Raw genomic sequence first — 24753 nt, 5'->3', positions numbered from 1 at the left:
TAAAAGAGGGAATAACACAGCCATCTCACTAAAAAAGAGCTGCCTAAATGCAGCCCTTATTCATCTCGCTTTGGATAAGAAAATTCATAAGTAATTTCTTTTCCAGTCAGGGTTATTTTTACAATTACATATCCAGTTTTGGAGGCGAAGATATGCGTTGATCCACTCCCTGAGTCTTCTAGCCACTCACCTGTTGATTTAATTTTATTAAGGTAATTTCTGAATTCCTTCACATTGGCTTTTTCCCAAAGGTATTTTTCAGTATTGTCAAACTTCACTATAGGTTCCAATCCAACTGGAAACGGCAAAGTGTCGTATCCGTGGGTGACATAAAGCTGTTCATCATGAATATTAGGCTTTTGATCCTTAAACTCCAATGTAGCGATTAAATGGAATATTTCAGCGTATTCAACCTTGGGATAGTCAAAACTGAAATGTGTTGTCTTATTGTCTATATTAACGAAAAAGTGGTAGCGCAGTGAAACATCTGTCATTTTCACATGCTCTATATATAGAGTTGTGGGATAAGGGAAACTTTCCAATTCCTTTTCTACATACATTGCACCAGAGCTGATTATCTTTTTTTGTTCCTCTTCTTTCACTGTCTCTGCATAACCGATTTGTACAGAGTTCCCTTCCTTGAAAAATGCATAGCCATTTTCCATTCTTTCACTATAAATATCCTCTACTTGCCAGGAAAATTGACTATTCCCGCTAGCAGTTGAAACAGGGCTTTCCTTTATTTGATTATTTGATTGCAACTGGAACAGAATACCGGCTGAAATTAACAGGAAAATGCTAGTAAGCACTAAATTTTTCCATTCATATCTCCTGGTCCTTTCGTTATTCTGAGTTCTAATCGAACTAGTAATCCTTCTTCGAATTGCCTCTTTTTTGTGCGCAGGAGGTTTAACTTGTTTAAGAAGTTCCCAATTGTCATCAGAATGATTGTTCAATTTGATTACCTCCTTTGATGACTTCCATTTTTTTTAAAGCCGCTAGAGCCCTTGATAAAGTCTTTCGGACCTTTGTATCTGACCATCCGAGGATTTCGGTTATTTCTTTTGTTGAACATTCTTCAATCTTCTTCAAGGTGATTACCAGTCGGTACTCCGGTTTGAGCAATTGGATGGCCACAATCACCTGCTCTACCGATTCACGGTTTGCTACATATTGTTCCAGGTCAAATGTAGATGGGATCTCTCTTTCTACGGAAAAGGCAGAAAAAATCCTTCTTCGCTTTCTTTTCCTTATTTCATCCATAACAATGTGCTTTGCAATACTGAAAAGCCATGTTTTCGCATTAGACCTATTTTCGAAGCTTCCATATGAAGTATAAGCCCGTACGAAGGTGTCATGGACAAAATCCTCACAATAATGGCGGTCACCGATCATGAAAAGGACGAAGCGATAGATATCCTCATAATATACCTCATACCACTCCATCACCTGTTGTTCTCTTAATGGATCCAATTTTTCCTCCACCTCATTTCCACTCTCTAAACTATAAGTCGACTGATATGTAATAGTGTGACACCTTTTTATGGAGAATTCTGATTTTTTCATAAAAGATGGGTCGCCCGTTTTTTATAAAATAGGGTACAAGCTGATGCTCGTCTTATTTTTTTTCATATGATGTTCTTGTAAGGTTCGGATCTTACCTATCTTTCTTAAAGAAAGGGGGTGAAGAGATGATTGCAACTGCTGTAATTGTTCTATTGATGGCTCTTGCTTTGGTTGTTGCTTTATTGCTAGGCACTGAAGAGCAACAAGCGGTCCTTGTTAGATGCATCGGAGCTGTAATTGCTGCTGGAGCTTAATCTCTTGAGATTTGACACCTGAACCCCTTAATGTCTCCCCGGATAGACCGGTCATTTTCCGGGGAGACAAATAAAATTAACCAAAGAAAGGCAGTGATGAAAATCTTGGCTAACAACGATGAGTTAAAACAACAAATTGAAGGCGTCAGTCAATCACTTGATTTAAACAAGCTTGTCAATTTTACGGAAAGTTTTTTACAAGAAGAGCAGAAAAAGGAACAACAGCATAATGAGGAATCACCAAAAAGCGAGGATACAACCGCATCACCTTTAAAAGGTCTGGGAGATTTCATCACAGAAGAAAATTTAGCTTCAATGGTGGGTATGGCTAAAAATCTTGTAAACCCCTCTACTTTGTCTCTATTATCGAAACTTAATAATCCCATTCAGAAACAGGAAGGAAATACCGACACAACCAAGTTAATGCTAACCATTGAGCAGCTTTCAGGTGACCTTAAAAAAGTCCATGTAGAATTGGATCAAATAAAACAGATACTGGGCGCAATACGCCAGCAGAACTCCGTTTTACAAAATGAATTACTTTCTTTAACTAATCGTAGAAGAAGGTAATTTCTTTTTTTGTACATTTTTAAAATACTGCCTTAACTTAATGGCAGCTTTCCTATTTCAAGTTGAATTTAATTGATTTCCATGAAAAACATTTAAAATGAATTCCCTGTCTGGGACCTGCAATGTTTCATAAGACAACAGAAAGTTTTTATTGTCATAACTGGCTTTTTTCAATACACGTCGATGCAGTTGCGGTCAATACTTACGATTGCATATGGAGCAAAAGGCTCATATGAGCAGCCCAAAGATCCTGGGTTCACGTACAGGGTCTTTCCCCTTTAAAATAGTGCACTGGATGATGATGGCCAAAAAAGATGACATCTTCATGCCTATTAGAGAACAGAGTCTTCATATTTTCCAGGCTTGGTTCAACAATCGAACTAAAAAGATCTCGGCTAATATGGTCGTTCATCCTCTCGGTGTCAATATGATAATGAGTAAAAAAAATCGAATGACTCTCGATATTTACCTTCAGCATCCTGGGTAGTTTTTCAAGTTTAGGAACAAAGGATGGATCCATCCGATTAGCAATCCATTGATGATGTTCTCTTGCATGTAAATGACTTTCAGGATGCTTTTCCCCTTTTAAAAGGGCCAATACAGCTTCATCATGATTTCCGGTTATCATTGAGACATCACTTCTCGAAAATAAAATGTTCAATACCTCGTTTGTATCTGGGCCAATTCCAATCATATCGCCCAAACAATATATATGTTCGATATCTTTCATTCTATCGATCTCATTTAACACAGCAATTAATGCCGGGGCGTTGCCATGTATATCAGTTATGACCGCAAACTTCATTTAGTTTTCACCTCATTTGTTTAAAAGTTGAATTGCTAAGTACATTGCTGTCCCCCACATGATTAATGCTGACACTTTGTTTAAGACTGCTAGAAACCCAGCAGAGTTTCCTAGACGTCCTGCTTGCCTGCCAACATACGCCAGTGATAAAAACCAAATCCAAGAAGTAAATATACAAGCTAGTGTGAAGGCTATTTTGTCGGCACTAGAGTATGCAATCGAACTTGTTCCGATCACACCAATAGTGTCCATAATTGCATGAGGATTAAGTATGGAAACAGAGGCTGCAAAGGCAATTTGTTTTTTAGGCGTAAAGGATCCCTTTTCAATTGTATTGCTATGGGGTTTACTTTTCCAGGTGACATAACCCATATAAATTAAAAATAATATCCCCGCCGACAGGAGTATTGTATTGAGCCAGCTGATTTTTATAATGATGACGGAAACTCCTAAAACAGCCAGAGTGATCAGGATTGAATCACAAATAGATGCCGTCAGGATTACTGGCAAAGCTTTTTTATAGGATGGTTGTATTGCCCCTTGATTAAAAACGAATACATTTTGCACTCCTAACGGGAGGATCAAGCCAAAAGCTAATATTAATCCGTGAATACTTGCAGAAAACATTTATTAAACCACTACCCTTTAGTTAATTTACTTACTTTTATCTTATCGCTTGTAAAGTTGAAGGCTGTATCTTGTACTTTTGTGTAATCAATAACACAATATCTTTTCATATTCATTCTTAATTTTCTACTTACTTAAAGGTAAATCCTTTTTTATCCTAAAGTCTTTGTTTACCTTAACTTTTGATTACTACTCCAGGCACTCCCATTCCCGAGATGGTCCGGTGAGCCTCCGCAGCGCTAGAGGCGCATGCGGGGTAAAATGACCCCTGCAGATCATTTTACTCAGGTCTCCTCTGACCCGGTAATCCCGCAGGAATCTCTTGCCTTATGCTATAATCAACAGGTTTTAAAAAATCAAAAAACCCCTTTAACAGAGCCTTCCTAAAAAAGAAAAAGGAAGGAAAATACGCGTTGATATAGAATAATGTTTAAAAAGCATATGGAGGTTTTAAAATTGCAAATAGATACTTTAAAAATAAATAAGAAGAGCTGGGATGAGGTGGCCCCTCGGTTTTATGGAAGGACTGCTCTTCCGGAGTATGGTCCATTTGCCCCTACTGAGGATGAATTGAGTTTGTTTGGTGATGTTACAGGTCTCAAGCTGCTTGAGATCGGATGTGGCAGCGGGCATTCGTTAAAATATATGCATGACAAAAATGCGGATGAGATTTGGGGACTAGACCTATCAAGCAGTCAAATTATGGCCGCAAGAGAACTATTGAATCAAACTAGCGTTCAATTATTCGAATCATCTATGGAATCAGATCCAGGTTTGCCCCATGAATATTTCGATATGGTATACTCTATTTTCGCGATTGGATGGACAACGAATCTTGATCTGACCCTGAAAAATATTCACAAATACCTTAAGCCAGGAGGTATTTTTATTTTCAGCTGGGAGCACCCCCTTTATAGCCGCGTTAAAAATACTGAATTGGGTCTGATGCTTGATAAATCCTACCATGAGGAAGGACCTTACGATCACGAGGCATGGAACCATCCTGCTATTATGCAGCAATATAAAATTGGTACATACATAAATACTCTTATTGAAAATGGATTTCGAATTGAAAAAATGGTTGAGGATATCCGTTTATCAGAAGAATTGAAAACAAGACATGAGAATAGATGGTATAGCGAAGCAAAGGTATCGGCACTTCCTACTACGATTATTTTTAAATGTTCAAAAGCATAAATTTAATTATGTTTTGAAAGCCACTCTCTTAAACCAGGATTCATGATACTTCTCTTATAACAGTAGAGGACCCCAACCTCATTGAGGTCCTTTGCTTATTTAAACCATCTTTATTCTTTATCCTTAAAAAGGATTTTCGCTGATGCTGTCCCAGCTAAACTCGTAATGCCGGTGAAAATCCCAATATATAACCGGTTATTCCATTCGAATAGATCTGGTACAAAGGTCATAATTGTAGCAACAAAACAGGCAGCAAATAATGTTTGTGAGATACTCATTTTCGCTGAGAATTTCTTCATGGTCTTCCCCCTTTTATACTCTCCAGGATTAACAAATCTACTTCATCTATATGAAGGTCATCATTAAAATCCCATAGTCTTATATCTGTCGTTTCCGAATTTACCTTAAAGGGTAGAAGGCTGTTGATTTTAATGAAAAATATCGGGTTATATTTTATTTGGCAATTTGAGCTGTTTCGAACCATCGCTAAGCCTATGAATTCCATTTCGGATACACTCTGACCAGTTTCTTCAAAAAGCTCTCTTTTGGCACTCCAATGGTGTTTCTCCAACTTCCCTCTTGCCCGCAGGCAATTCCCATTGATTTCGCCACTTATTAAAACAAAGCAAATAATTTTCCTCACACTCTACGATAGCAAAGGAACCAGCTAGTGGATTGTAATGATTGATCTCAGTCTCGCAGATACTCAGGAACTTAACAAACTCAAAACCATTATTTTGACTGGTGATCAAGCAGCTTTCTCCCCTGTTCGTCGCGTATTCTTTTACCGAAGTGAATGTGCCAGTGCATATGCTTATTGCTTTGGTAATCTCCTATATTCGTTGACACCGTGCATGCACCATGCTTTTCATTAAGCTGGCTGGCAAGCTGCCTGATGACATGAAATACCTCCTGCAGAATTTCAGATTCATCTTCTGTCACGGTTATGAATGATAAAATATGTTTTTTAGGAATGACGACAATATGTACCTCATAATAAGGACGAGTGTGATAGAAAGCCAGACTATGGTTTGTTTCTATCAAAATATCCACTTTTGTTTTACCTGAAAGTACCTCGTCGCAATAAAAATCCTCCCATGCATTATCCATTTGGTCCCACTCCTAAACTACGAATTCTTTTATGTAATGTTTTATAAAGCCGAAGTATGACTCTGTCAGGCCCACTGGTAATTGATCAAGACTAAAAAACTGTAAATCTACGGATTCACTCTCATCCATCTTTATTTCACCGTGGATATCATCGGTAAAATAAACTGCTGTGACAGAATATAGCTCGTCTCCATTTGCTACCTTTAAATAATACTCCGGTCCAGAGAAGACTCCCGCTAATTTAAGTTCCCCTAAAGTCAGGCCTGTTTCCTCTTTCACTTCTCGTCTTGCCGTATCCTCGAGGCTCTCTCCCATTTCCATTATTCCGCCCGGAAGTCCCCAGCCTCCATCTATTCTATGCTGCAATAATATCTTGGAATCTTCATTAAAAATTAAGACGACCGATCCTGGTAAAATCAACGGTACATGGCCGACCAATTCTCTAAGTTTACTGACGTACCCCATCCATTTCACTCCATCACTGTTTTTTGAATAAAGCGGTCCATAAAGCAGAAGTGCCGAAAAAAGGTCCGTCCTGTGACACATCTCTCATTTTCCTTATCTCGACCACTTCAAAATCCTGAAAAATTCTTATTAATTTCTCTTCAGTAAAACCAAGTCCACCCTTTAAGCTTTTTAATCTGTAAACATCCCAATCGGATATGTCGGCTCCGCCTAATTCTCCGCCTTGAACAAAACAAGTAAGCGCAAATGATCCTCCTGACTTTAACGCTCGATTTACCAAATCAATATAATTCATCCTTCTATGGGGAGCTATATGGTGGAAGCATCCTGAATCATAGACAACATCATATGTATCTTCTTCTATCTCTAAATCAAAAATATTGGCCTTGATAAAATTCACGTTGATGTTTTTCTCGGCAGCTCGTTCCTTTGCCCACTCAATTCCTTCTTCAGACTGGTCTACTGCGTCGACGACACAGCCTTTCTCCGCAAAGAAAATCGCATTCCTGCCTGGACCACAACCTAGTTCAAGAACTTTTCCCTTCGATGTTTTTTCTGTTTCAAAGTATTCCACAAGATTCTCGTCAGGATAATTCCGGAAAAAAGGTATCTTTCTTTCCCTATCAGAATAAAAGTTATCCCAATCAAATCTGCTTTCCTCTTTTAAAAATTGGTCCAGCATATCCAGCAGATCCTCATAGCTATTAATGGTTTCATTCATATAAAAATCCCCCTATATTTTTTAGGTCCTTACTGGAGATACAAGGTGTTTTTGTGTGCAGTCTTCAACTGGCTGAATTAAAACAGGTCTCATTGAACCAGAGAAGCTCAGGCTTACGAGTTCCTCATTGATCGCCTTTAGAGCATCCATTATAAAACTGCCATCAAGTGAGATAACAAGATTTTTTTCACCACTTATGCTTTCAATCTGCTGCATCTCTTCTATTTTTCCTAAATCATTAGAATAAGAGGAAATTAAAAGACTTGATTCATCCGTTAGTTCGAATTTTACATTGTTATTTCTTGAATTTTTTGCAAATAAACAAGCACGGTCGATTCCTTTTAAAAACTGATTTCTCTCTTATGACTGTAGTTTTAAATTCTTCCGGTATTAGTTTTGATACGTTTGGATAGGTTCCTTCTATCAGCCTTGTATAAAAGGTAATATCCCGTGATTTAAATACGAGATAGCGATCAGAAATATATAACGCTATTTCTTCAGAAGAACTGCTGAATAACCTGATCAATTCTTTTGCCGATTGCAAAGGTAAAATATATGTACCCTTAATTCCTGTAACAATTTCCTGCTCACTTAATGCCAGTCTGTGTGAATTAGTTGCAGCACAAATAAGCTTATTTGCCTGAAAGGAAAGCAGCAAACCAGTCAGAACTGGACGAGAATCATTATGAGAGACAGCAAATGAGATTTGTTTAATCATTTGGATTAAAGTATACATCGGCATTTTAAATGATTCCGTGCTTATCAATTCCGGCAGCTTAGGAAAGTCTTCAGGATTAAACCCGCTTAGCTGAATTATTATTTCCTCAGACTGAATCGTTATTTTGTCATTTTCAATCAATGAAATGGTAATCATGTTTGGCATTTTTTTCACTAGCTCGAGTAAATATTTAGCTGATAAAATGATGCTCCCAGTTTCGTAAATTTCCATGGTGCCATCGCCTGAAAGAGGAATTTCTTTTTCGATAAATATGTCATGATTGCTTGCTGCCAGTGTCAAACCATCTGAACCGGCGGTAATTTTTATGCCGCCCAAAATAGCTGAATTGGTATTTAACGGTACAATCCTGCTAATTTCTGATATGGCTTGATAAAAGTAATCACGGTCAATTTTAAAGTTCATTTAGAAAACCTCGCAAAATTTTTCTCTTACTAATCTATTCGACATAAAATGAGGAAATTCCTGTAAATTTATGCGCAAAAAAGCGACCTCCCTCAAAGGGAAATCGCTTAATCATTAATACGTTTATTTAACTTTTTCCTTTTGTAAAATCAACTGCACAACATGTCCCAAACCGGTATGCAGTTCGCCTTCTTTTCTTTCTTTTTCACCGTAAAAGAAATGCAGTACTTTGTAGCCTTCTGTCCATTTTAATAAATCACCCGGATGATAAAGCATATTGACCGTTTTAGGTCCCCCAGTTTTATAACGAACCTGATCCTCTGAATAAACCTCCATCATCAGGACCCCACCTTCTTTTACACACGAAAGCAGCTTATCAAACACGGTCTTTTGATCCTTTTTATCAAAATGGCCAAAAACCATAATAGCTGCGTCGAAATCAGCTTTCGGGACTTCATCATTTATTAAATCCTTCTGTTCAGTCCTTACCTTCACCCCATTCCGGTCGGCGAGATCTTCCGTTTTCCTTAACCCATTAAGTGCATAGTCATAGGCAGTGACTTCATGTCCTTCCGATGCAAGGTATACTGCATTTCTGCCCTCACCTTCAGCGAAGGCGGCTATCTTTTTGTGATTTTGCAACTGGTGAGCTTGGCTTCGAATGAATTCATTAGGTTCTTCACCATACACATATTGCTCTGCTCCAAATCTTTCGTTCCATTGATTTCCCATAAGATCACTCCTTACTTTATCATTATACCCAATACCCTTTTTTTAGTATGATTAAAGAACTCGAGGCTATCCTAGAGTTAAAAGGGTATTAGTGCTGGTAGGAGGTATGAATATGAATGAATTAAAATCGATGGAAGAAGTTAAAAGCTTGATTAATGATCATGAAGTAAGCTTTATCTATGTATTAACCGACAGCTGAAGTGTTTGTCATGGTTTGCTTCCTCAGGTTGAGGAAGTGATGAAGGATTTCCCAAAAATTGAAATGGGTTTAGTGAATGCTGGAAAGGTGGAGGAAATCGCAGGATTCTTGATGGCTTTCACTGTACCAGTACTTGTCCTATATGTAGACGGCAGAGAATATTTAAGAGAAGCCAGGATCGTCCATGTAGAGAAATTCAGGGACGATATGGCTAAAATTTATGAGGGTATTTTCGGAGAATAGTCACTCACAGGCAAAACGCCTGGTATATTTATGCCAGGCGTTCTTTTCAGATAATCATTTAACTCGTTTATTTCATATTAACTAATTTGCCCTCCAAAGCATCAATATACCTCTTAGCGGATTTTTGAACGGATTGTTGCGCATTTTTCTTAATGACTCGATGAAAGGCATTATAAAGACGGTCAAAGTCTAAATCGTTAATTCTAGCTGCCATTTCCTGAACCTTGATAGCTGGCAATGGAATAAGGTTTGGATAACTATACATGAAACTTACCCATTGGCGATCGGCCACTACTTGAATGATATCGCCAGTAAGAAGTACACCTTGCTTGTTCACATCATTTTCCCAGTGCAAAACACTTCCTCCATTAAAATGACCACCCAAACGATACAATGTTACTCCCGTATCAAGCTCCAGAGAATCACCAGACCAGAATATAATTCTGTCACTCGTCCTAGTGACCCACTGGCGATCAGCTTCATGGATATAAATGTTTGCTCCAAATCGTTCAGCCCATTCAACCTGGGTCGAATAATAATGCGGATGGGATAATGCGATCGCATCGATTCCTCCCAGAGCCTGTATTTCTTTTTCGGTTTGTTCGTCCAGATAGGTGATGCAGTCCCACAATAGATTAAATCCTTGATTTTGAACGAGGTAAGCTGTCTGTCCGATTGCATAGCCTGGAGTAGTAATGATGCTGTACAGACCTGGCTCTTCAGTGACAATAGTATTTCTGTAATCCCCTGAATCAATAAGTGTTTCAAGCGTTGTCCAAGACTGTCCGTCTGGATGGATATACTGCCTTTCGTCAGCACAAATCAAACAGATATCGGGTGCACTTGTTGATTTTGTGTATTGGACACCGCAAGTATTGCAGATAAAATGGGTCATTTTGAACACCTTCCTCAGATTTTTCTTAACTTAATTTTAAGAAAATCAAAAATATTTCACTTCTTATGTTTGATGTAACTTATCTAGAACTTTTGGCTGAGAATTGCATTTTTACAATTCATCGTCCATCAATGCTCAGAACGATTATACTATTCCCTTTGTCCAAATCAGGTTTTGCAATCTGTTCATCTGAAAGTGTATTTGGATTTAATTCTGAAATTTTCATGTAATTAGCCTCTTTTCTTAAACTCATTAATTGGAAATTCATGTTAGAATATAAGAAAATTATGAACCCGGAGAGATTCCTTATGTACGATTTGTTTTTATATAACTGGCAAGTCAGAGACAATTGGTTTAGATGGTGTGAAGACTTAAATGATGATGAGCTTACAAAACATCGTGTAGGCGGCATGGGCAGTATATTGAAAACCTTATTCCATGTTATTGATTGCGAACAATTATGGATTAATCAAATGCTCGGTAACCCTTTGATTAAGAAAGATTATGATGACATTCGTACTCTTCAAGAGGTAATACAGTTATCAAGAGTAACTAGACAAGTAACTGAAGAATTTATTCGTGATTGGACAGACCATAAGGAAGCTAAAATTCTTGAAATTAAAAATAACAACGGACGCACATTTACATTCCCTTATCGTAAGGTGTTGAACCATATCGTCTCCCATGAGATTCACCATATTGGACAACTATCCATATGGGCAAGAGAACTTGATAAAAAGCCCGTTAATTGTGATTTACTCATTCGTGAATTTTATTAGACCCCTTCATAGCTGAAGAGGTCTTTTTACATTTCTCTTATCCGCGTCCTCATCCCTTCTTTTTCCAAATAATAATGTGTATAGTATAACTCGTTTGAAGCAAAATATCAGATGTGACCAATTTCCTGTCATAAGGAGAAAACATGAATATTGATACGATAAGGGGTGCAATCATGGGAATTTTAAGTGGTAATCCAAAGGATGAACCGATGCATTATGGTGAGGTTTATGGTGCATGGACGCATCTTTCTGTAAATCATGGTCTAATTGCCGGATATCAGACATTTGTAAATCATATTGGCGACGAAGATTTAAAAAAACTTGTCCTTGAAGCAATTGAGGCTCTTAAGGAAGAAAAACGCCAGGTTGAAGAATTGCTCAAAACGAACGGAATAGGTCTTCCTCCGGCACCTCCTGAACGTCCAGTGGCTCACCTGGAGGACATCCCTCCTGGAGCACGGTTCAGTGACCCTGAAATCAGCGCGTCGGTTTCAAAGGATGTTGCTCAGGGCTTAGTTGCAGCCAGCACAATGATTGGTCAGTCGATCAGAGAAGACATTGCGACAATGTATGGCCAATTCCATATGGCAAAAGCTCAATTCGGAGCTAAAATGCTCAAGTTGAATAAAACAAAAGGCTGGCTGGTACCTCCTCCCCTGCAGGTGAAATCAACAGAAAGAGCATAATATTGTTATGTAAACAATGGACAACCATAAATGGTTGTCCATTTTTATATTCTTTTATCAAATTTTATATAAATTAGATTTAACAATGAAAAACAGCAGATCATTCGACCTGCTGCTAAGTTTATTTTTGCCATATCCGTTTGTTTTCCACTCTTTTTGTATATCCTAGGGAATCTAACCGCTCAAGGAAAGGAATCATGTATTTTCTTGACAATTCAACTGCTTCTTTAGCGTCTGGCACTTCAAATTCATTGCTCGTATGGTTTTTCAGCTTCTGGACTGCCTTTGCAAAGTGCTCGCCATGCCAGGCAAACTGGTCATCAAGCAATACAATCTTTCCCTGATCCTCCAATAACCTCTTTAATTCCACAACGAGCGATTCCGGTATTCCTGCATTTTTAATATATTCACTAAGATAAGCAACCTTTAAGCCATCTTTTTTCAGTTCATTGAGCAGGTTTTCTGTCCGTTTTTCCCAACTTTTCGGTACATGCGGTTCAAAGCTTGATATGGAAATGAACTGTTCTTTTCTCGAAAAAACACCTCGGACCATCCCGTACTCTATAATGAATTCGATTAGCGACTTAGAGAACTGCTTTTGCAGTGATTGAAGAAGCTCAGCCTTATTTAGTCCCGATCGCATTGGGTATAACTCATGATATTCTTCCAGTCTGTCTTTGATATCCTCCTCGATCAGTTCTACAAGAGAGCTAAGAGTGAATTCCTTGCTGGAAATCTGGACAAATTGCTCATCCTGAAGATTTGTTTTTAAATTTTCTTCGTCCAGTGCCGTCCTTTTAATCAAATCTGCCATGGAAAGACTTTTCGCCTCATATAATGCAGCATTGATCCTTTCAATCGGCGTGCCTGCTTTTTTCTTTTCCAGCTCTTCAATTGTCTGCTGGCCGAATCGATATTTATTTCCGCGCGGGTCGATTACCCAACCGCCTCCGATTGTTTCCTGCGGACTTGGCCGCCTGATGATAAAGCGGTCTCCGCGTTTAGTCACGATTTTTTCTTCCAGCCTGAGCTGACAAAGAATTTCCCCGTTGTCTTCCTTCAATTCATTCCTGTCAAAGAAAACGATTCTGCCCATTACTTCAGCTGTACCAATATGGCATTTAATTGGCGTCCGTTGCTTCACAAGATGGTCTAAATCTTCGACGACGCGAATTGCCACATCTATTGTATTCGTTACAATAAAATGATCGGATGAAACAAGGACCTCTCCCCGTTCCAGGTCATCTTTGGAAACACAAGAAAGATTGATAGCCGCACGCTGGCCGGCAAATGCAATCTTTGCTGGCTTATGATGGACCTGCAGCTGACGGGCACGGACTTCAATGCCATCAGGCAGCACTTTCAGTAGCTGTCCCTCTTCAACCGTACCTTCATACACAGTGCCCCTGACCACCGTACCTTGTCCCTTAACGGTAAAAACCTGGTCAATTGGAAGACGGAACGCGCCCTTTGCATCACGCATTTCCTGTTCCTTCAAAGTATCGATAATCAACTTCTTTAACTCTTCGATTCCCTTGTTCGATAAACTGTCAACCATCATAAACGGAGCGTTTTCAAATACGGTGCCTTCCAGCTCACCTAAAATATCATCCTTGACCAGTTCAACGAATTCCTCTTCTACCCGATCTATTTTTGTAATGGCGATAATCCCTGTCCGAATCCCCAAAAAGCCAAGGATGTCGAGATGTTCCCTTGTTTGCGGCATGACACCTTCATCTGCAGCAACAACAAGAACGACTAGGTCGATTCCGGCTACTCCGGCAATCATTTGACGTATAAACCTTTCATGGCCTGGAACATCTACAACAGATATTTGCAGTTCATCATCCTCATATAAAGGCGCGAACCCAAGTTCAATCGAAATTTGCCGTTCCTTTTCTTCTTTCAAACGGTCGGTATCCACATTCGTCAAAGCTTTTGTCAGCGACGTTTTCCCGTGGTCTATATGTCCTGCCATTCCGATGGTAAAATACCTCTTGCTCAAATGCTGACACCTTCTTTATATATGTATAAAATTACTCTAACTTTAAATCAGGAATTGTTCAAGCAACTGATTTTAGAACATTTTTGCTCCTAAAGCCCCGCTGTACTCACCATCTCGAAGAAACACTGTTTCAAGACCTGACATTTTAGCATACAATTCTAAATAGGATTGAAGCGGCTTATTTCCTGAGAGGGTGCTCCCTATATAAACAACTTTCTTCGTAGAGTGTAAGGTTGCAGCCTGCACAGATAATAAAGTGATCGTCTCAGAAATCATATTAATAGCAGAGGCCATTTGATCTGCTTCAGAGCTCTCTTTGCCATTTGACGCCTTAGCAAAGTTACTCGCAGTCAAGTCACCTGGAATGGGTGGCTCTTCTGGGTGATAAATATCTTTGACTAAGAGGTCAACATTCCCTCTTGTACCTCGTGACGCCAACTCGACCAATTCAGAAAAATCTCTGCTATTCCCAAGGAGCGTACCCAAACCCATGAAGGTACCGCCGCCGATTCCACTTCCAAGAACCCGTTCATAATGACTTCCTTCCATAACAAACCATGAAGTACCTGTCCCGATATTGACGAGCAGGACTTTTTCTTGCAAAGACATTTTTTCTTGCTCCATCAAATACTTTGCCCCTTCACAGGCTGCCGTGAATTCGTTTACAATTTCATCCTCTGGAAAGAAATCTGCTTTTATCATTCCTGCTTTTCCACCTGTCAAAACGATCTTTTTACTGACAGCAAACATTTTAAGCCAATTAAGCGCAGAGTCTAGGTCTTCAATAGGATACTTTTTAAAACGAAGTCTGCTGTTTTCTTCAAAAGCAATTTTAATGAGCGAACCGCCAGCATCTATACCAATTGCATTGTCAGTCATTATTCCAATCCTTTCAAAAAAAGATCACAAAACGAAGCCTATGCTTATTAGCTTCTATTGTACGTCCCAAATCTTTCATAAATCAATGAAAAAGCGGCAGTTTAAAATCATAAGTAGTTCAGTTATTGTTGAGAAAACCTAAAATAACAAGCTAAATAACATTTGAATTCACAGCTTAATTAGCAGTGTAAATAACACAAAAGCAAAGCTCAAAGCCATATAAGAACTCTGAGCTTTACTTTTGTATGAGGCTTATTCAATTAAAGCCCCCTTTCACGGAAGAAAGATTTAAGTCCATTCATTCCTATGCTCAGAAATGAATTTAATATCATTTTGATAATGTTCAAGATGACCTTCATCTATCATCTTTTGAAAAGCAAGGTCACCTTCACTCGCTCTTCTTGTAATTGTTTTACATAATCCTTCTAATCGTAGCAGTACCATTTCTATATTATTTTCTGCAAATCCTTTTCCGTAAGAATCAAAAAACATTTTCAGTCTGTTTTTAATACGATAAGCATCTTGAAATGAATCATAATAAACTTTTTCACCTGTTTCTGTAAGATAAAATCTACTTAATGGAACACAAGTGTAAAGAGTATAAGCTATGTCCCAAAGTCGTGGACCAGGTCCAGCTACATCAAAATCAATAATACCTATTGGTCTTTCATTAAGAAAAATAATGTTGTATATTGCAAAGTCGTTATGGCATAATACCTCCGCATGTTGTGGGGTATTATCTAATGATTGCCAACTATCATCAAATGAAAAGTCACTTACGGAATCATGATAGAGACGGAGCATTTTCGCAATTTCTCGTAAGACATCATCTGACCACATATATTTTTTTAATGGATAATTACCAGTTTCTCCTTCAATGAATGATAGAATTTCTCTTCCTTTTTCATCGATACCAAGGTATTTAGGGGCATAATCGTATCCTTTGTTATGAAGATGTTTTAAAAGTGCATGAATTCTTTTGCTATTTGACTTTAATTCCCGTCTAACTGTATTACCTGACCTATATACTTTTGAGACGTTACCACAAGCTAACAATTCCTCATTCGAACGATTAGGCATATATGCACCACCTTTTTTTGTTCCGCAATCTTGCCCTTTAACGGACAGGAACTATCCTGCTTCTCTTTATATTTTAACTTAAATTAACTATTCCTTTTGTTTCTTTTTAACACCTCATATAACAACTTTAATCGCATCAAAGATGACGTAGTGACAATAGTTATTGTCATCATGTTAATTGGTATGCTATTTTACTTGTTAATTCGGCTGTGAAAAACAGGGAGAAACCCTTACACATCAATAAAAAATCGAGTATAAAACCTTTGCGATTTCATACTCGATTACACCTGCTATTTATATTGTTTCTCCACGTTATCTGAACTACTTATTAAAATCATCTTCCGCTTTTATTGATATTCAAATTTGAGAAATCGGACTTGCATTGTTTCAAAAATCAAAGAAAAATCCCTGTCATAGAAACCGAAATTTTCGATAATACGCAGGGATTTTTCCTATTTATTCAGTTTACAGGTATAGCTTTAATCTATTTTCCGTGGTTATGGTTCTTATCAGCATCTCCAGCAAAGGAAGGCAGGCCTGAAATGTAACCAATTCCGCCTGTTTTATTGATTCCGATTTCCTTCTCCATGGCAGCTTTTAGTTCCTCTTTGTCTACTGCTGTTATTGATTTTGTATCCAATTCATCACCTGGGTGCTGGAAATTGCTCATGATATAAGAAAAACCATTGCGATTGTCAGCTGCAAATAGGCCTGTAGATTCAGCGCCAGCTGGTGCAGATAAAACACGTGACAGTTGTTTTGTGTCGAGATTATAGGCCCAAACGAAGTTGTTTGTATGCTTGCTGCTATCTTCCCCTATAAATAGTGTTCTCATAGCTGCAGAGTAGCTTAAATTATCAGGGTTGGCTACTTTATCAACATTTGCTGTGTTTCCATATGCGTCTGCTTTTGCCATATCTTCGCCGACTAATAGGCCTTCCATGGAGGAAGCTGCATATTTACTGTTGATCTTATTTCCATCTCTGTCCATTTGCCCGCTTGCAAGGTTCAACTGGTAAGTTACGCCCGATTTAATTTTAGGTAGCTGAATATGGTCTGCAGGATCCTTGCCTGCAGTGTCTTTTTCCATTCCACTGCTTTGGTCTGCGATTGCTACATATACTTTATTATCTTTTTCATTGAGAGTTAGACCTTCCATTTTGTTGAATTCGGATGTCGCACCAAGCATTGCTGCGTAACGGCGGGACTCGAGGAAGGCTGCTGCCTTTTCCATTCCTGGTTTCAATTTAAGATATTCTGTTTTCCCATGTGAATATTGTTTAACGGCCTTAAATCCATCTTTTGGTGTATCAGATGTTTCAAAAATATCACTGAATTTAATCCCGCTGTCAATGATTTTCTTGACTTCTTTATCAGATGCATGTCCAAGTTTAATCCATTCAAGGTTTCCTGAACCGCCATTTTCTGTTCCTGTCTGATTAAACTTAGCAGCGTAAAGGGTTCCTTTTGACAAATCAGCTTTTTTATCGGCCACGTACATGAACATCGTTGTATAGGAGCCGTCATCTCCGAAAAATGCAGTTCGCTGATCAGGCATTACCTTCATCAATTCATGTGAGAAACGGCCAGTACTGTAATGCTTTTCAACTTTTGTCTTACCGTTTTTATTAACCTGGATTTCTGGAATAAATCCATAGAAATAAGGATTTGCTTTTGTTTTATCTCCAAAATATAGTTGTGCAAAACTCTCAACCGAAACTCTTGCTGATGATTCAGGGTCATTTTCAAAACTTCTTGCATCTGGTTCGTATTCTTCAGAACCTAAATGAGTATTCCAAGGAGATAAAGATCCGTTACACGGAATCCATAAACCATTCACTTTAGAAAAATCAATTTTCGTTACTTTTTCCGGTGTCAATTCCCCTGATTCCTCATCTTGATTCAATTTTGTCAATGACATTGAGGCAGGTACAACTCCGTATGCAGATTGGCCTGCTGCATCGACTGTCTGGTATTCATAATGAGTTACCATATATTGTTGTCCATTAATCGGGTTCAATAAGCTGTTTGAATCTGGAGCATCCGATACAAAAGGAACTGGTTTTCCAGGAACGCTATTATCCATAATTGGATCACCGTTTACATCAATTGGTGTTCCAGCAGCAATCATTTCGCCTTTGTTTGTTGCTACCTTATCTTCTGATTTAAAAAGTCTCTTATAAGATAAAGGGAATTTCTTCGTTGTTCCATCACTATATTTTACATCAACTGATGCCTGAGTGTAGGTTTGTACCATTTGTTCAATTGTTGAAGGGGCTTGCATGCCATTAAATTTAACAGAATTTATTTTAGCTTGGCCTTTTTCAGCTGCCGCTGCAGGTGTTAGAGCAGGAATCGTTAATGCCAGGGCAAGGGCAACCGTTACACCTTTTTTAGTCATTCTTTTATTATTCATATTGATCCTCCTATAACTTTATATTAGTTTATCCAGTTTCTATTAAACTCTAAAATTGTAAATGTAATATTGACATTAGGTTAAAAAACCTTTTCTTTTTATTTCATTTCAGTAAATAGCAGGGTTATCCTTAGAATTTGAAATATAAAAATTTCGCAATACTACAAGCTATATTGAGGAATAATAAAAGGCTTCCCGAATGCAATGGAAGCCTTTAAATCGAATATAAAATTCTTTTTAGAATAAAGGTAAGTTGTCTAGATTGTTCTCTTTAATGCCATCCGGTTCACTTCGGATGATATCCCGCCCATATTTATGGAAAACGTCAACATGAGCCAGTTTTCCTTCTTTCGCTTCATTTAAAGCGGTAATATAATCTAATTCCCTGCCACTTTCGGTTTTAAAAGCAATTAGGTCACCATCGTCATTCTTTCTGACTGCTACAATCTGCTCCTTGCCAGACTGGTGTTCGTTCACCTCTTGCTGGACTTCTTCTCTGCTCTGCTCTTTGTATTCATTGTAAATTTGGTTGAAATCTTTATTTTCCATAAAAGCACCTCCCGAACATATGTTTAGTTTTGTCCTGAAGGAAGCCTTTTATGTGTAAGAAGCAAAAAAGGGCGATGTTTCATCACCCTTTTTGCTCTTATTTCTTAAAATGGCTGCCACATTAGTGTTTTAGCCTTATTAAACCGTTGTTCGACTTCTGGCCAATTGACCACCTTCCACCAGTTTTCAACATATTTAGCCCGTTCGTTTTTATATTGCAAATAGTAAGCATGCTCCCAGACATCCAGAACAAGCAGCGGGATGACATCCCATTGTGTTAAGTTCTGGTGTTTCTCGGCCTGCAGTATTTCCAATCGATGTGACCGCGGTGACCAAACTAGGATTGCCCAGCCTACGGCTTCCACATTTTTTGCTGCTTCAGTAAAATGTTTTTTGAATTTTTCAAAGCTGCCGAAAGTAGTATTAATTGATCTGGCAAGCTGGCCTTTTGGTGCTCCGCCGCCATCAGGACTCATTATATTCCAAAAAATTGTATGCAGATAGTGACCGGCACCATGAAAAGCTGCTTCTCTTTCCCAGTGCTTGATTAAACTAAAATCGCCGCTTTCACGGGCTTTTTGCATTTCTTTTTCAGCTTTGTTCAGCCCATCAACATAACTTTGGTGATGCTTCAAATGATGGAGCTTCATAATTTCTTCGGCAATGACAGGCTCAAGTGCATTATACCCATACGGAAGAGGCGGCAAACGATGTCCTCCAATTGGTACAGGTTGGACTCTTTGTCCCTGCTGCCGTGTAAATTCATACTCTGACCCGTTCAAAAAGCCAGCAATGTCTTCGTGTAAGCTCCTTGCTCTAGTGTATAAATCTTGTTGATCATCCGCGTAATCAGCATCTTGTTTTAATGATGAAAGAGTTTCTTCCCATTCCAGAAGTGTTGCTTCATTATTAGTGTCCTCCAGCTGACCTCGCATAGAAGCCAATTTTGTTTCCATCTCCTTGCACCATTCAACCAAGGAATACCTAAACCAATAACCATTCATTTATATCTCCTCCCCAAAATTGCTCATCCATACCAAAATATGAATGGATTTGGTTAGAGATGACATCTTTAAAAAAGACTTCACCTGAACAACAAGATTTAAAATCGGCTACTTTGCGTCATGAAAAAAGATTATAATAAAAGTTATATGAATGTTTTTAAAGAGAGGAGTTTTTCCATGAGTTATACAAACACAGAAGAGACAATGAATTTATTGAAAGAATTGGTCAGTATTCCAAGCCCATCAGGCAATACACATGAAGTAATTACATACGTTGAGAATTATCTAAAGGAATTAAAGGTTGAAACTAAGAGGAATCGCAAGGGTGGATTGATCGCGACTTTACCCGGCAAGGATCAGCAGAACCATAGAATGTTAACGGCCCATGTAGATACACTTGGTGCGATTGTAAAAGAAATCAAGCCAAGCGGCCGCCTGAAGCTTGATTTAATTGGCGGTTTTAAATATAACTCTATCGAGGGTGAGTATTGCGAAATCGAAACATCCTCTGGGGAAAAATTCACTGGCACGATTTTAATGCATCAAACATCCGTTCACGTCTATAAAGATGCTGGCAAAGCGGAACGCAATCAGGATAATATGGAAGTCCGCCTTGATGAAAAAGCACATAATGCCAATGATGTAAGAGATCTGGGGATTGAAGTCGGTGATTTTGTATCATTCGATCCGAGGGTTCAGATTACGCCATCAGGTTTCATTAAATCCCGTCACCTTGATGATAAAGCCAGTGTCGCAATTCTGCTTCAGCTGATCAAACAAGTAAAAACGGAGAATATTGAACTTCCTTATACTACACATTTTCTCATTTCCAATAATGAAGAAATCGGGTATGGAGGAAACTCCAATATTACTCCTGAAACAGTTGAGTATCTGGCAGTAGATATGGGTGCAATGGGCGATGGGCAATCGACAGATGAATATACTGTCTCGATCTGTGTGAAGGATGCGAGCGGACCGTATCATTATGAACTTAGAAAAAGACTTACACAGCTTGCGATTGATAATCAAATTGGCTACAAGCTAGACATTTATCCATTCTACGGGTCAGACGCATCTGCAGCAATCCGTTCAGGGAATGATATTATCCATGGTTTAATCGGGCCAGGCATCGATTCATCGCATGCTTTTGAAAGAACCCATAAGGACTCAATAGAAAATACAGCTAAGCTTCTTTATCATTACGTGCAGTCCGAGATGATTTTATAAGAAAAAGGTGACCATTCCTTCGTGAGTGGTCACCTTTTTCTGTTGAATTATTTCGTTATTCAACACACAGCTTCACTGCCCTGGATGCGATGAAGCATTTTATATACTTGTCTAACGGCCTTCTTCCTCCAAAATCATCTTCATACAAGCCAGTTATCACAAATCCAGCATCTATCTGTCCCTGAATTTGATCCTCAAGGGTATGCCCGAACTCTATCGTCTTATCAGATTTCAGATATTCGGCAATTTGTCCATCCGTTAAGTTGTCGAGTGAAGATGATGGTATGGAGTTTTTAACGACCAGATTCCCTTTCATATCCTCTTCATCATCAAAAATGAAAAGAAGAGGATTCGTAAACCCCGATATAAGGATACCCTTATTTTTTAGAACTCGTGAAGCTTCATTCCAAACCTTTAAGATATCCTCAACGAATAAGTTCGCTACAGGATGAACGATAATATCAAACTCCGAATCTTCAAAGCAGGATAGGTCCGTCATATCTGCAAGTTTCGTTTTTAGCATTAACCCATCTCTTTTAGCGACATATTCATCTTGTTCTAATTGCTTTTTCGAAATATCTACGACAGTAACATCTGCTCCTGCTGCGGCTAAAACGGGACCCTGCTGCCCTCCTCCAGACGCAAGACACAGGACCTTTAATCCGTTCAAGGAATTGGGAAACCAGTTCCTTGGAACAGGCTTCCCTGTTGTCACGGTAATTTCCCAATCTCCATCCCTGCTTTTTTCAATTATTTCTGGAGATACAGCCTTAGTGTAGACAGCCGCTTCCTCTACCTTTTTATCCCATGCATAGCTATTTTGTTTTACTGTATTCATAACCATCACCCTTCCAATTTAGGAAGATCCAATGAACATCTTAGGATCTTCTCATATAACTCATGCCAATCATGATAATAATCTTTTACAGTGCCAGGGTTTATAAAAATTCTTTCAGCTGATTCATATTGTGCCTTAAATTCATGGATATCTGTAATATTCATGCGCTAAAAAACTTGATAGCCCACCTTAGGATATTTGCTGCTTTCACTCCAATGAGGATTGTCGGTATGATCGACAGTAATATATCCTAACTGTTTGCACTCCCCTGAAACATATCCTTCTTCTAACACTTCGCGCTTAAAGCCTTCATCCGCTGATTCACCAGGGTCTAGGTGCCCCCCGGAAAATCCCAGCCACGGTGATTCAATTTCACTAACATCAGTTCATTATGATGAAACCAAAAACCATGTACACTAGTGATAAGTTCCCGAGGAGGAAGCTTTTTATCACTTAACCAAGTTAATTTAATGATTGATTCTCCCCAATTAACATATGTAGTGCTCAATGTGATCCTCCAACTTTGAGAATTCTTCTTGAACCAGCTATAGCCATTTCGCGAACCAGGCAACATAATATGCAGCAGGTAAAAAATAATTTGTGCAAGAATGGTCCCGACGAATTTTGAGGTAACCATTGCAAACGAGTAGCTTTTTAAGAAAACATATTTATTTTTATCTTTCGTGACTCGATCAGCAAGTACGGATGCTTTGGGGTCAATGAATAAAGTCAGCAATAACGTTGCTATCCCATTGATAATACCGGAGGACAAAACGACTGCCTGCGCATACTTCGGTTCCGTCAGCAAAGAACCATATATGGCTGCTAGGACACCCACCGTGTATACAGCTGTAATCAAAATATTAATGATAAAAAGTCGTTTCGGAAACGTATGTTTATTGATGCCTTTTAAATAGCTCAGTTTTGGCATTCGGAAGCACAGAATCACCCGCTTAAACCCTTTTAGATTGAACCATTTCTTAGTCAAAGAAATAATCGAACCTCGTTCATTGGATAACTGAATGATCGCTCTTGAAAAAATAGCAATAAAGGTTGGGAATAAGATTATTCCAATTAATACTCCGACAGTTGTAAATCCTATAAGGATCCGAAATTGGTTCTCCAGAAATTCGAGACGGTTTACTCCTTCTGGCACTTCAGCTATAAGCTTGCCGGTAAGTGGCTGTTGAAACATAGTAGAAAATCGGCTTGCTACAACCAAGGTATTAAATAGTGAAAGCGCAGAGGCAATTAGCCCAACTCTTGCACCCGATAATCTTGTAGAGTAAGCCAGTGTTTCAATAGTGGTTACTACTAAAATAAATAATGCAATTACTAGTAATCTTTCTGATAAAATGTCCATTCAATTGCTCCTCAAACGAAGCAGAACCCGCCTAATTATTTAATGCCAAATAAGCCTTCAATAAATATGAGGAGGTGGAAATCCGCTGATTTCTTAATTCATTTAGGTGTATCTAGATTGTGCAACGACTCTACCATTCCTTTCCAATTATACTCAAAGTAACTATTCAATGACAATGAAAAAAGCCCCCAATTTAAAATTGAGAGCCATGCAAACTAATTTTTAGATTTATATCATTTACACCGTTTATATAAAAATCTGAATTTACCCTTTTTGCCTGATCCGTTCCACAACGGTAGCGACTTCATCAGGCTTCACAAATTCTACCGGTGAAAACCCTTTTTCAAAGACAACGGAGTCTGCTTCGATCATAAGTACATATTTGCCGTTCATTTTAGCTAGATGAATACTATCGCCAAAGTCCGCAAGCAAGCCCTTTACCGATACGTGGTCAAGTTTCATCTTTAGTTCTAGCTCAGGTGTGTGCTCGATCAGCTGAGCCGCTGCTTCGATAACCTGCTCTGGTTCGAAGCGTTCCTGCAGCTCGCGTTTTTCGCTGGCAGCCCAAATTTCCATTGCATTCTCAAGCTGTTCTCGTTCTTCACTTTCTGGTTCGAAGGTTTCTTCCATGTGCCCTCTTACCATTTCAATTACTTGAGTCTTCACGATTTCTGGCATCGACTGTCCATACTCAACGTATTTCAGGAAATCCTCGAAATAGCGGGCATGTGAAGCCTGGTTGATTTTCAGTTCATTATCCTGAATCATTCCTTCTTCAGGCATGTAAGGATACTGGATAGATTTCATGTTTTTCGTCGTGATCGCCATTTCAACCTGGCGGATCAAGGTAGACTCATCAGAAATTGAAGCAACTTTGGGTTCAAAATCACATTTCAAAATAAATACGAATGAATCATCAAAAAACTTGCGAAGCTTAGCGCGGGCAACAATAAAGACACCGCCGCGCACTGCACTCGTATCAACATAAGCGATCGCGAATTTTTCACTTTCATTCTGGAATACTTCCTTTGATTCCGCGAAACGAACTCTGTGGAAAAGATTGTAGTTTGGATTGGAAGTGAGGTCATGACCTTCTTCAACAATGAAGTAGCCTATTTTTGTCGGCACTTCTTCCGTTTTTGGATGGCGTTCAACCTTCCGTTTCACAATTTTAGCAAACTCTCCACCAAGGAAATCCTTCAAGGAGCTATTTTCATATTCTTCTTCATTCAATGTCTGGAAATGTTTATATCTTTTGTCAGCCTGGTCACCTTTTCCTTCAACCTGGACGACATAAAATGATAAATTCTGTACTTCAAATTCCATGTTCAATCTCCCTGCTGCCTGTATTTCTTCCGTTAGAAATACAGCATCATTTAAAATATGATGCTGTATTAGACGA

Annotated in this window: 28 protein-coding genes and 2 pseudogenes; 7 read left to right on the top strand and 23 right to left on the bottom strand. The window is 38.7% G+C overall.

Annotated elements, in window-relative coordinates:
- Positions 1–56: 56 nt before the first annotated feature.
- Both V7654_RS12050 and V7654_RS12045 read right to left on the bottom strand, forming a co-directional pair.
- Entirely contained in the window at positions 57–956 is a 900-nt protein-coding gene (locus tag V7654_RS12050; RefSeq protein WP_335430574.1) for a hypothetical protein, read from the bottom strand.
- Entirely contained in the window at positions 940–1473 is a 534-nt protein-coding gene (locus V7654_RS12045; protein ID WP_335430573.1) for an RNA polymerase sigma factor, read from the bottom strand. The genes V7654_RS12050 and V7654_RS12045 overlap by 17 nt, the downstream gene beginning before the upstream one ends.
- A gap of 218 nt (positions 1474–1691) precedes the next feature.
- Between V7654_RS12045 and V7654_RS12040 the strand changes: the two genes are divergently transcribed.
- Entirely contained in the window at positions 1692–1820 is a 129-nt protein-coding gene (locus tag V7654_RS12040; RefSeq protein ID WP_335430572.1) for a hypothetical protein, read from the top strand.
- 96 nt (positions 1821–1916) lie between these two features.
- Positions 1917–2390 carry a hypothetical protein gene (locus V7654_RS12035; protein WP_335430571.1) on the top strand — a complete coding sequence of 158 codons (474 nt, stop codon included), beginning with the start codon at positions 1917–1919 and terminating at the stop codon, positions 2388–2390.
- Positions 2391–2646: 256 nt separating this feature from the next.
- Here the strand turns inward: V7654_RS12035 and V7654_RS12030 are convergent, their stop codons facing one another.
- Entirely contained in the window at positions 2647–3195 is a 549-nt protein-coding gene (locus tag V7654_RS12030) for a metallophosphoesterase family protein (protein WP_335430570.1), read from the bottom strand.
- 12 nt (positions 3196–3207) lie between these two features.
- On the bottom strand, positions 3208–3822 hold the full coding sequence (locus V7654_RS12025; protein ID WP_335430569.1) for a LysE/ArgO family amino acid transporter: 615 nt from the start codon (positions 3820–3822) through the stop codon (positions 3208–3210).
- A gap of 426 nt (positions 3823–4248) precedes the next feature.
- Here V7654_RS12025 and V7654_RS12020 point away from each other — a divergent pair, with 426 nt between their 5' ends.
- Positions 4249–5019, top strand: coding sequence for a class I SAM-dependent methyltransferase (locus V7654_RS12020; RefSeq protein WP_335430568.1), 771 nt, complete (start codon positions 4249–4251; stop codon positions 5017–5019).
- A gap of 110 nt (positions 5020–5129) precedes the next feature.
- Here V7654_RS12020 and V7654_RS12015 read toward each other — a convergent pair whose 3' ends face one another.
- The 8 genes from V7654_RS12015 to V7654_RS11980 form a co-directional block, all read right to left on the bottom strand.
- Positions 5130–5318 (bottom strand): hypothetical protein, encoded by a 189-nt coding sequence (locus V7654_RS12015; protein ID WP_335430567.1) that lies wholly within the window; start codon positions 5316–5318, stop codon positions 5130–5132.
- Positions 5315–5590, bottom strand: a complete 276-nt coding sequence (locus V7654_RS12010; protein WP_335430566.1) for a hypothetical protein — start codon at positions 5588–5590, stop codon at positions 5315–5317. Before V7654_RS12010 ends, V7654_RS12015 begins: the two co-directional genes overlap by 4 nt.
- A 161-nt stretch (positions 5591–5751) precedes the next feature.
- Complete coding sequence (locus V7654_RS12005) at positions 5752–6129, bottom strand: HIT family protein (protein WP_335430565.1); 378 nt, start codon at positions 6127–6129, stop codon at positions 5752–5754.
- Between the two features lie 12 nt (positions 6130–6141).
- Positions 6142–6594 (bottom strand): NUDIX hydrolase, encoded by a 453-nt coding sequence (locus V7654_RS12000; RefSeq protein ID WP_335430564.1) that lies wholly within the window; start codon positions 6592–6594, stop codon positions 6142–6144.
- A 13-nt stretch (positions 6595–6607) separates the two neighbouring features.
- Entirely contained in the window at positions 6608–7315 is a 708-nt protein-coding gene (locus V7654_RS11995) for a class I SAM-dependent methyltransferase (RefSeq protein WP_335430563.1), read from the bottom strand.
- Positions 7316–7336: 21 nt separating this feature from the next.
- Positions 7337–7651 (bottom strand): hypothetical protein, encoded by a 315-nt coding sequence (locus tag V7654_RS11990; protein ID WP_335430611.1) that lies wholly within the window; start codon positions 7649–7651, stop codon positions 7337–7339.
- Positions 7611–8456: a DNA polymerase III subunit beta gene (gene dnaN, locus V7654_RS11985; RefSeq protein ID WP_335430562.1), complete on the bottom strand. Its 846-nt coding sequence runs from the start codon at positions 8454–8456 to the stop codon at positions 7611–7613. Before dnaN ends, V7654_RS11990 begins: the two co-directional genes overlap by 41 nt.
- A 123-nt stretch (positions 8457–8579) precedes the next feature.
- Positions 8580–9188 (bottom strand): class I SAM-dependent methyltransferase, encoded by a 609-nt coding sequence (locus tag V7654_RS11980; protein WP_335430561.1) that lies wholly within the window; start codon positions 9186–9188, stop codon positions 8580–8582.
- 262 nt (positions 9189–9450) lie between these two features.
- Here V7654_RS11980 and V7654_RS11975 point away from each other — a divergent pair, with 262 nt between their 5' ends.
- Positions 9451–9630, top strand: a complete 180-nt coding sequence (locus tag V7654_RS11975; RefSeq protein WP_335430560.1) for a thioredoxin — start codon at positions 9451–9453, stop codon at positions 9628–9630.
- A 67-nt stretch (positions 9631–9697) separates the two neighbouring features.
- Here V7654_RS11975 and V7654_RS11970 read toward each other — a convergent pair whose 3' ends face one another.
- Entirely contained in the window at positions 9698–10525 is an 828-nt protein-coding gene (locus V7654_RS11970; RefSeq protein WP_335430559.1) for an MBL fold metallo-hydrolase, read from the bottom strand.
- Positions 10526–10833: 308 nt separating this feature from the next.
- On the opposite strand from V7654_RS11970, the gene V7654_RS11965 reads away from it, so the two are divergent.
- On the top strand, positions 10834–11304 hold the full coding sequence (locus V7654_RS11965) for a DinB family protein (protein ID WP_335430558.1): 471 nt from the start codon (positions 10834–10836) through the stop codon (positions 11302–11304).
- A gap of 143 nt (positions 11305–11447) precedes the next feature.
- Positions 11448–11990: a DUF3231 family protein gene (locus tag V7654_RS11960; RefSeq protein WP_438825289.1), complete on the top strand. Its 543-nt coding sequence runs from the start codon at positions 11448–11450 to the stop codon at positions 11988–11990.
- A 121-nt stretch (positions 11991–12111) separates the two neighbouring features.
- Here the strand turns inward: V7654_RS11960 and selB are convergent, their stop codons facing one another.
- The 6 genes from selB to V7654_RS11930 all read right to left on the bottom strand — a co-directional run bounded on the left by selB (position 12112) and on the right by V7654_RS11930 (position 19923).
- Positions 12112–13995: a selenocysteine-specific translation elongation factor gene (selB, locus tag V7654_RS11955; protein WP_335430557.1), complete on the bottom strand. Its 1884-nt coding sequence runs from the start codon at positions 13993–13995 to the stop codon at positions 12112–12114.
- Between the two features lie 72 nt (positions 13996–14067).
- A complete protein-coding gene (gene coaW / locus V7654_RS11950; protein ID WP_335430556.1) occupies positions 14068–14874 on the bottom strand; it encodes a type II pantothenate kinase in 807 nt (268 codons plus the stop codon).
- Between the two features lie 288 nt (positions 14875–15162).
- Complete coding sequence (locus V7654_RS11945) at positions 15163–15954, bottom strand: phosphotransferase enzyme family protein (RefSeq protein ID WP_335430555.1); 792 nt, start codon at positions 15952–15954, stop codon at positions 15163–15165.
- 484 nt (positions 15955–16438) lie between these two features.
- The gene (locus V7654_RS11940; RefSeq protein WP_335430554.1) at positions 16439–18370 is read right to left on the bottom strand and encodes a PhoX family protein; all 1932 of its coding nucleotides are present in this window, start codon (positions 18368–18370) and stop codon (positions 16439–16441) included.
- 237 nt (positions 18371–18607) lie between these two features.
- Positions 18608–18919: a DUF3892 domain-containing protein gene (locus V7654_RS11935; protein ID WP_335430553.1), complete on the bottom strand. Its 312-nt coding sequence runs from the start codon at positions 18917–18919 to the stop codon at positions 18608–18610.
- Positions 18920–19023: 104 nt separating this feature from the next.
- Entirely contained in the window at positions 19024–19923 is a 900-nt protein-coding gene (locus V7654_RS11930) for a superoxide dismutase (protein WP_335430552.1), read from the bottom strand.
- Positions 19924–20100: 177 nt separating this feature from the next.
- On the opposite strand from V7654_RS11930, the gene V7654_RS11925 reads away from it, so the two are divergent.
- Complete coding sequence (locus V7654_RS11925; protein ID WP_335430551.1) at positions 20101–21150, top strand: M42 family metallopeptidase; 1050 nt, start codon at positions 20101–20103, stop codon at positions 21148–21150.
- 55 nt (positions 21151–21205) lie between these two features.
- Here V7654_RS11925 and V7654_RS11920 read toward each other — a convergent pair whose 3' ends face one another.
- From V7654_RS11920 to V7654_RS11905, 4 genes and pseudogenes are all read right to left on the bottom strand, one after another.
- Positions 21206–21988, bottom strand: coding sequence for a class I SAM-dependent methyltransferase (locus V7654_RS11920; protein ID WP_335430550.1), 783 nt, complete (start codon positions 21986–21988; stop codon positions 21206–21208).
- Positions 21989–21993: 5 nt separating this feature from the next.
- Positions 21994–22496, bottom strand: a pseudogene (locus V7654_RS11915) (NUDIX hydrolase).
- 138 nt (positions 22497–22634) lie between these two features.
- Positions 22635–23351 (bottom strand): annotated as a pseudogene (locus V7654_RS11910) (lipid II flippase family protein); the annotation flags it as partial.
- 264 nt (positions 23352–23615) lie between these two features.
- Positions 23616–24677 carry a DUF3900 domain-containing protein gene (locus tag V7654_RS11905; RefSeq protein WP_335430609.1) on the bottom strand — a complete coding sequence of 354 codons (1062 nt, stop codon included), beginning with the start codon at positions 24675–24677 and terminating at the stop codon, positions 23616–23618.
- Positions 24678–24753 lie beyond the last annotated feature (76 nt).

Origin of the sequence: Bacillus sp. JJ1609, assembly GCF_036967045.1 — a bacterium.
Classification (GTDB): domain Bacteria; phylum Bacillota; class Bacilli; order Bacillales; family Cytobacillaceae; genus Mesobacillus.
Note: the sequence above shows the minus strand (reverse complement) of the source record. Positions and strands in the feature narration are given on the sequence as shown.

What these genes read in the sequence shown, in the direction of transcription:
- V7654_RS12040 (WP_335430572.1), top strand. Translation starts at nt 1,692, where the DNA reads ATGATTGCAACTGCTGTAATTGTTCTATTGATGGCTCTTGCTTTGGTT.
- V7654_RS12035 (WP_335430571.1), top strand. Translation starts at nt 1,917, where the DNA reads ATGAAAATCTTGGCTAACAACGATGAGTTAAAACAACAAATTGAAGGC.
- V7654_RS12030 (WP_335430570.1), bottom strand. Translation starts at nt 3,195, where the DNA reads ATGAAGTTTGCGGTCATAACTGATATACATGGCAACGCCCCGGCATTA.
- V7654_RS12025 (WP_335430569.1), bottom strand. Translation starts at nt 3,822, where the DNA reads ATGTTTTCTGCAAGTATTCACGGATTAATATTAGCTTTTGGCTTGATC.
- V7654_RS12020 (WP_335430568.1), top strand. Translation starts at nt 4,249, where the DNA reads ATGTTTAAAAAGCATATGGAGGTTTTAAAATTGCAAATAGATACTTTA.
- V7654_RS12015 (WP_335430567.1), bottom strand. Translation starts at nt 5,318, where the DNA reads ATGAAGAAATTCTCAGCGAAAATGAGTATCTCACAAACATTATTTGCT.
- V7654_RS12005 (WP_335430565.1), bottom strand. Translation starts at nt 6,129, where the DNA reads ATGGATAATGCATGGGAGGATTTTTATTGCGACGAGGTACTTTCAGGT.
- V7654_RS12000 (WP_335430564.1), bottom strand. Translation starts at nt 6,594, where the DNA reads ATGGGGTACGTCAGTAAACTTAGAGAATTGGTCGGCCATGTACCGTTG.
- V7654_RS11995 (WP_335430563.1), bottom strand. Translation starts at nt 7,315, where the DNA reads ATGAATGAAACCATTAATAGCTATGAGGATCTGCTGGATATGCTGGAC.
- dnaN (WP_335430562.1), bottom strand. Translation starts at nt 8,456, where the DNA reads ATGAACTTTAAAATTGACCGTGATTACTTTTATCAAGCCATATCAGAA.
- V7654_RS11980 (WP_335430561.1), bottom strand. Translation starts at nt 9,188, where the DNA reads ATGGGAAATCAATGGAACGAAAGATTTGGAGCAGAGCAATATGTGTAT.
- V7654_RS11975 (WP_335430560.1), top strand. Translation starts at nt 9,451, where the DNA reads ATGGGTTTAGTGAATGCTGGAAAGGTGGAGGAAATCGCAGGATTCTTG.
- V7654_RS11970 (WP_335430559.1), bottom strand. Translation starts at nt 10,525, where the DNA reads ATGACCCATTTTATCTGCAATACTTGCGGTGTCCAATACACAAAATCA.
- V7654_RS11965 (WP_335430558.1), top strand. Translation starts at nt 10,834, where the DNA reads ATGTACGATTTGTTTTTATATAACTGGCAAGTCAGAGACAATTGGTTT.
- V7654_RS11960 (WP_438825289.1), top strand. Translation starts at nt 11,448, where the DNA reads ATGAATATTGATACGATAAGGGGTGCAATCATGGGAATTTTAAGTGGT.
- coaW (WP_335430556.1), bottom strand. Translation starts at nt 14,874, where the DNA reads ATGACTGACAATGCAATTGGTATAGATGCTGGCGGTTCGCTCATTAAA.
- V7654_RS11945 (WP_335430555.1), bottom strand. Translation starts at nt 15,954, where the DNA reads ATGCCTAATCGTTCGAATGAGGAATTGTTAGCTTGTGGTAACGTCTCA.
- V7654_RS11940 (WP_335430554.1), bottom strand. Translation starts at nt 18,370, where the DNA reads ATGAATAATAAAAGAATGACTAAAAAAGGTGTAACGGTTGCCCTTGCC.
- V7654_RS11935 (WP_335430553.1), bottom strand. Translation starts at nt 18,919, where the DNA reads ATGGAAAATAAAGATTTCAACCAAATTTACAATGAATACAAAGAGCAG.
- V7654_RS11930 (WP_335430552.1), bottom strand. Translation starts at nt 19,923, where the DNA reads ATGAATGGTTATTGGTTTAGGTATTCCTTGGTTGAATGGTGCAAGGAG.
- V7654_RS11925 (WP_335430551.1), top strand. Translation starts at nt 20,101, where the DNA reads ATGAGTTATACAAACACAGAAGAGACAATGAATTTATTGAAAGAATTG.
- V7654_RS11920 (WP_335430550.1), bottom strand. Translation starts at nt 21,988, where the DNA reads ATGAATACAGTAAAACAAAATAGCTATGCATGGGATAAAAAGGTAGAG.
- V7654_RS11905 (WP_335430609.1), bottom strand. Translation starts at nt 24,677, where the DNA reads ATGGAATTTGAAGTACAGAATTTATCATTTTATGTCGTCCAGGTTGAA.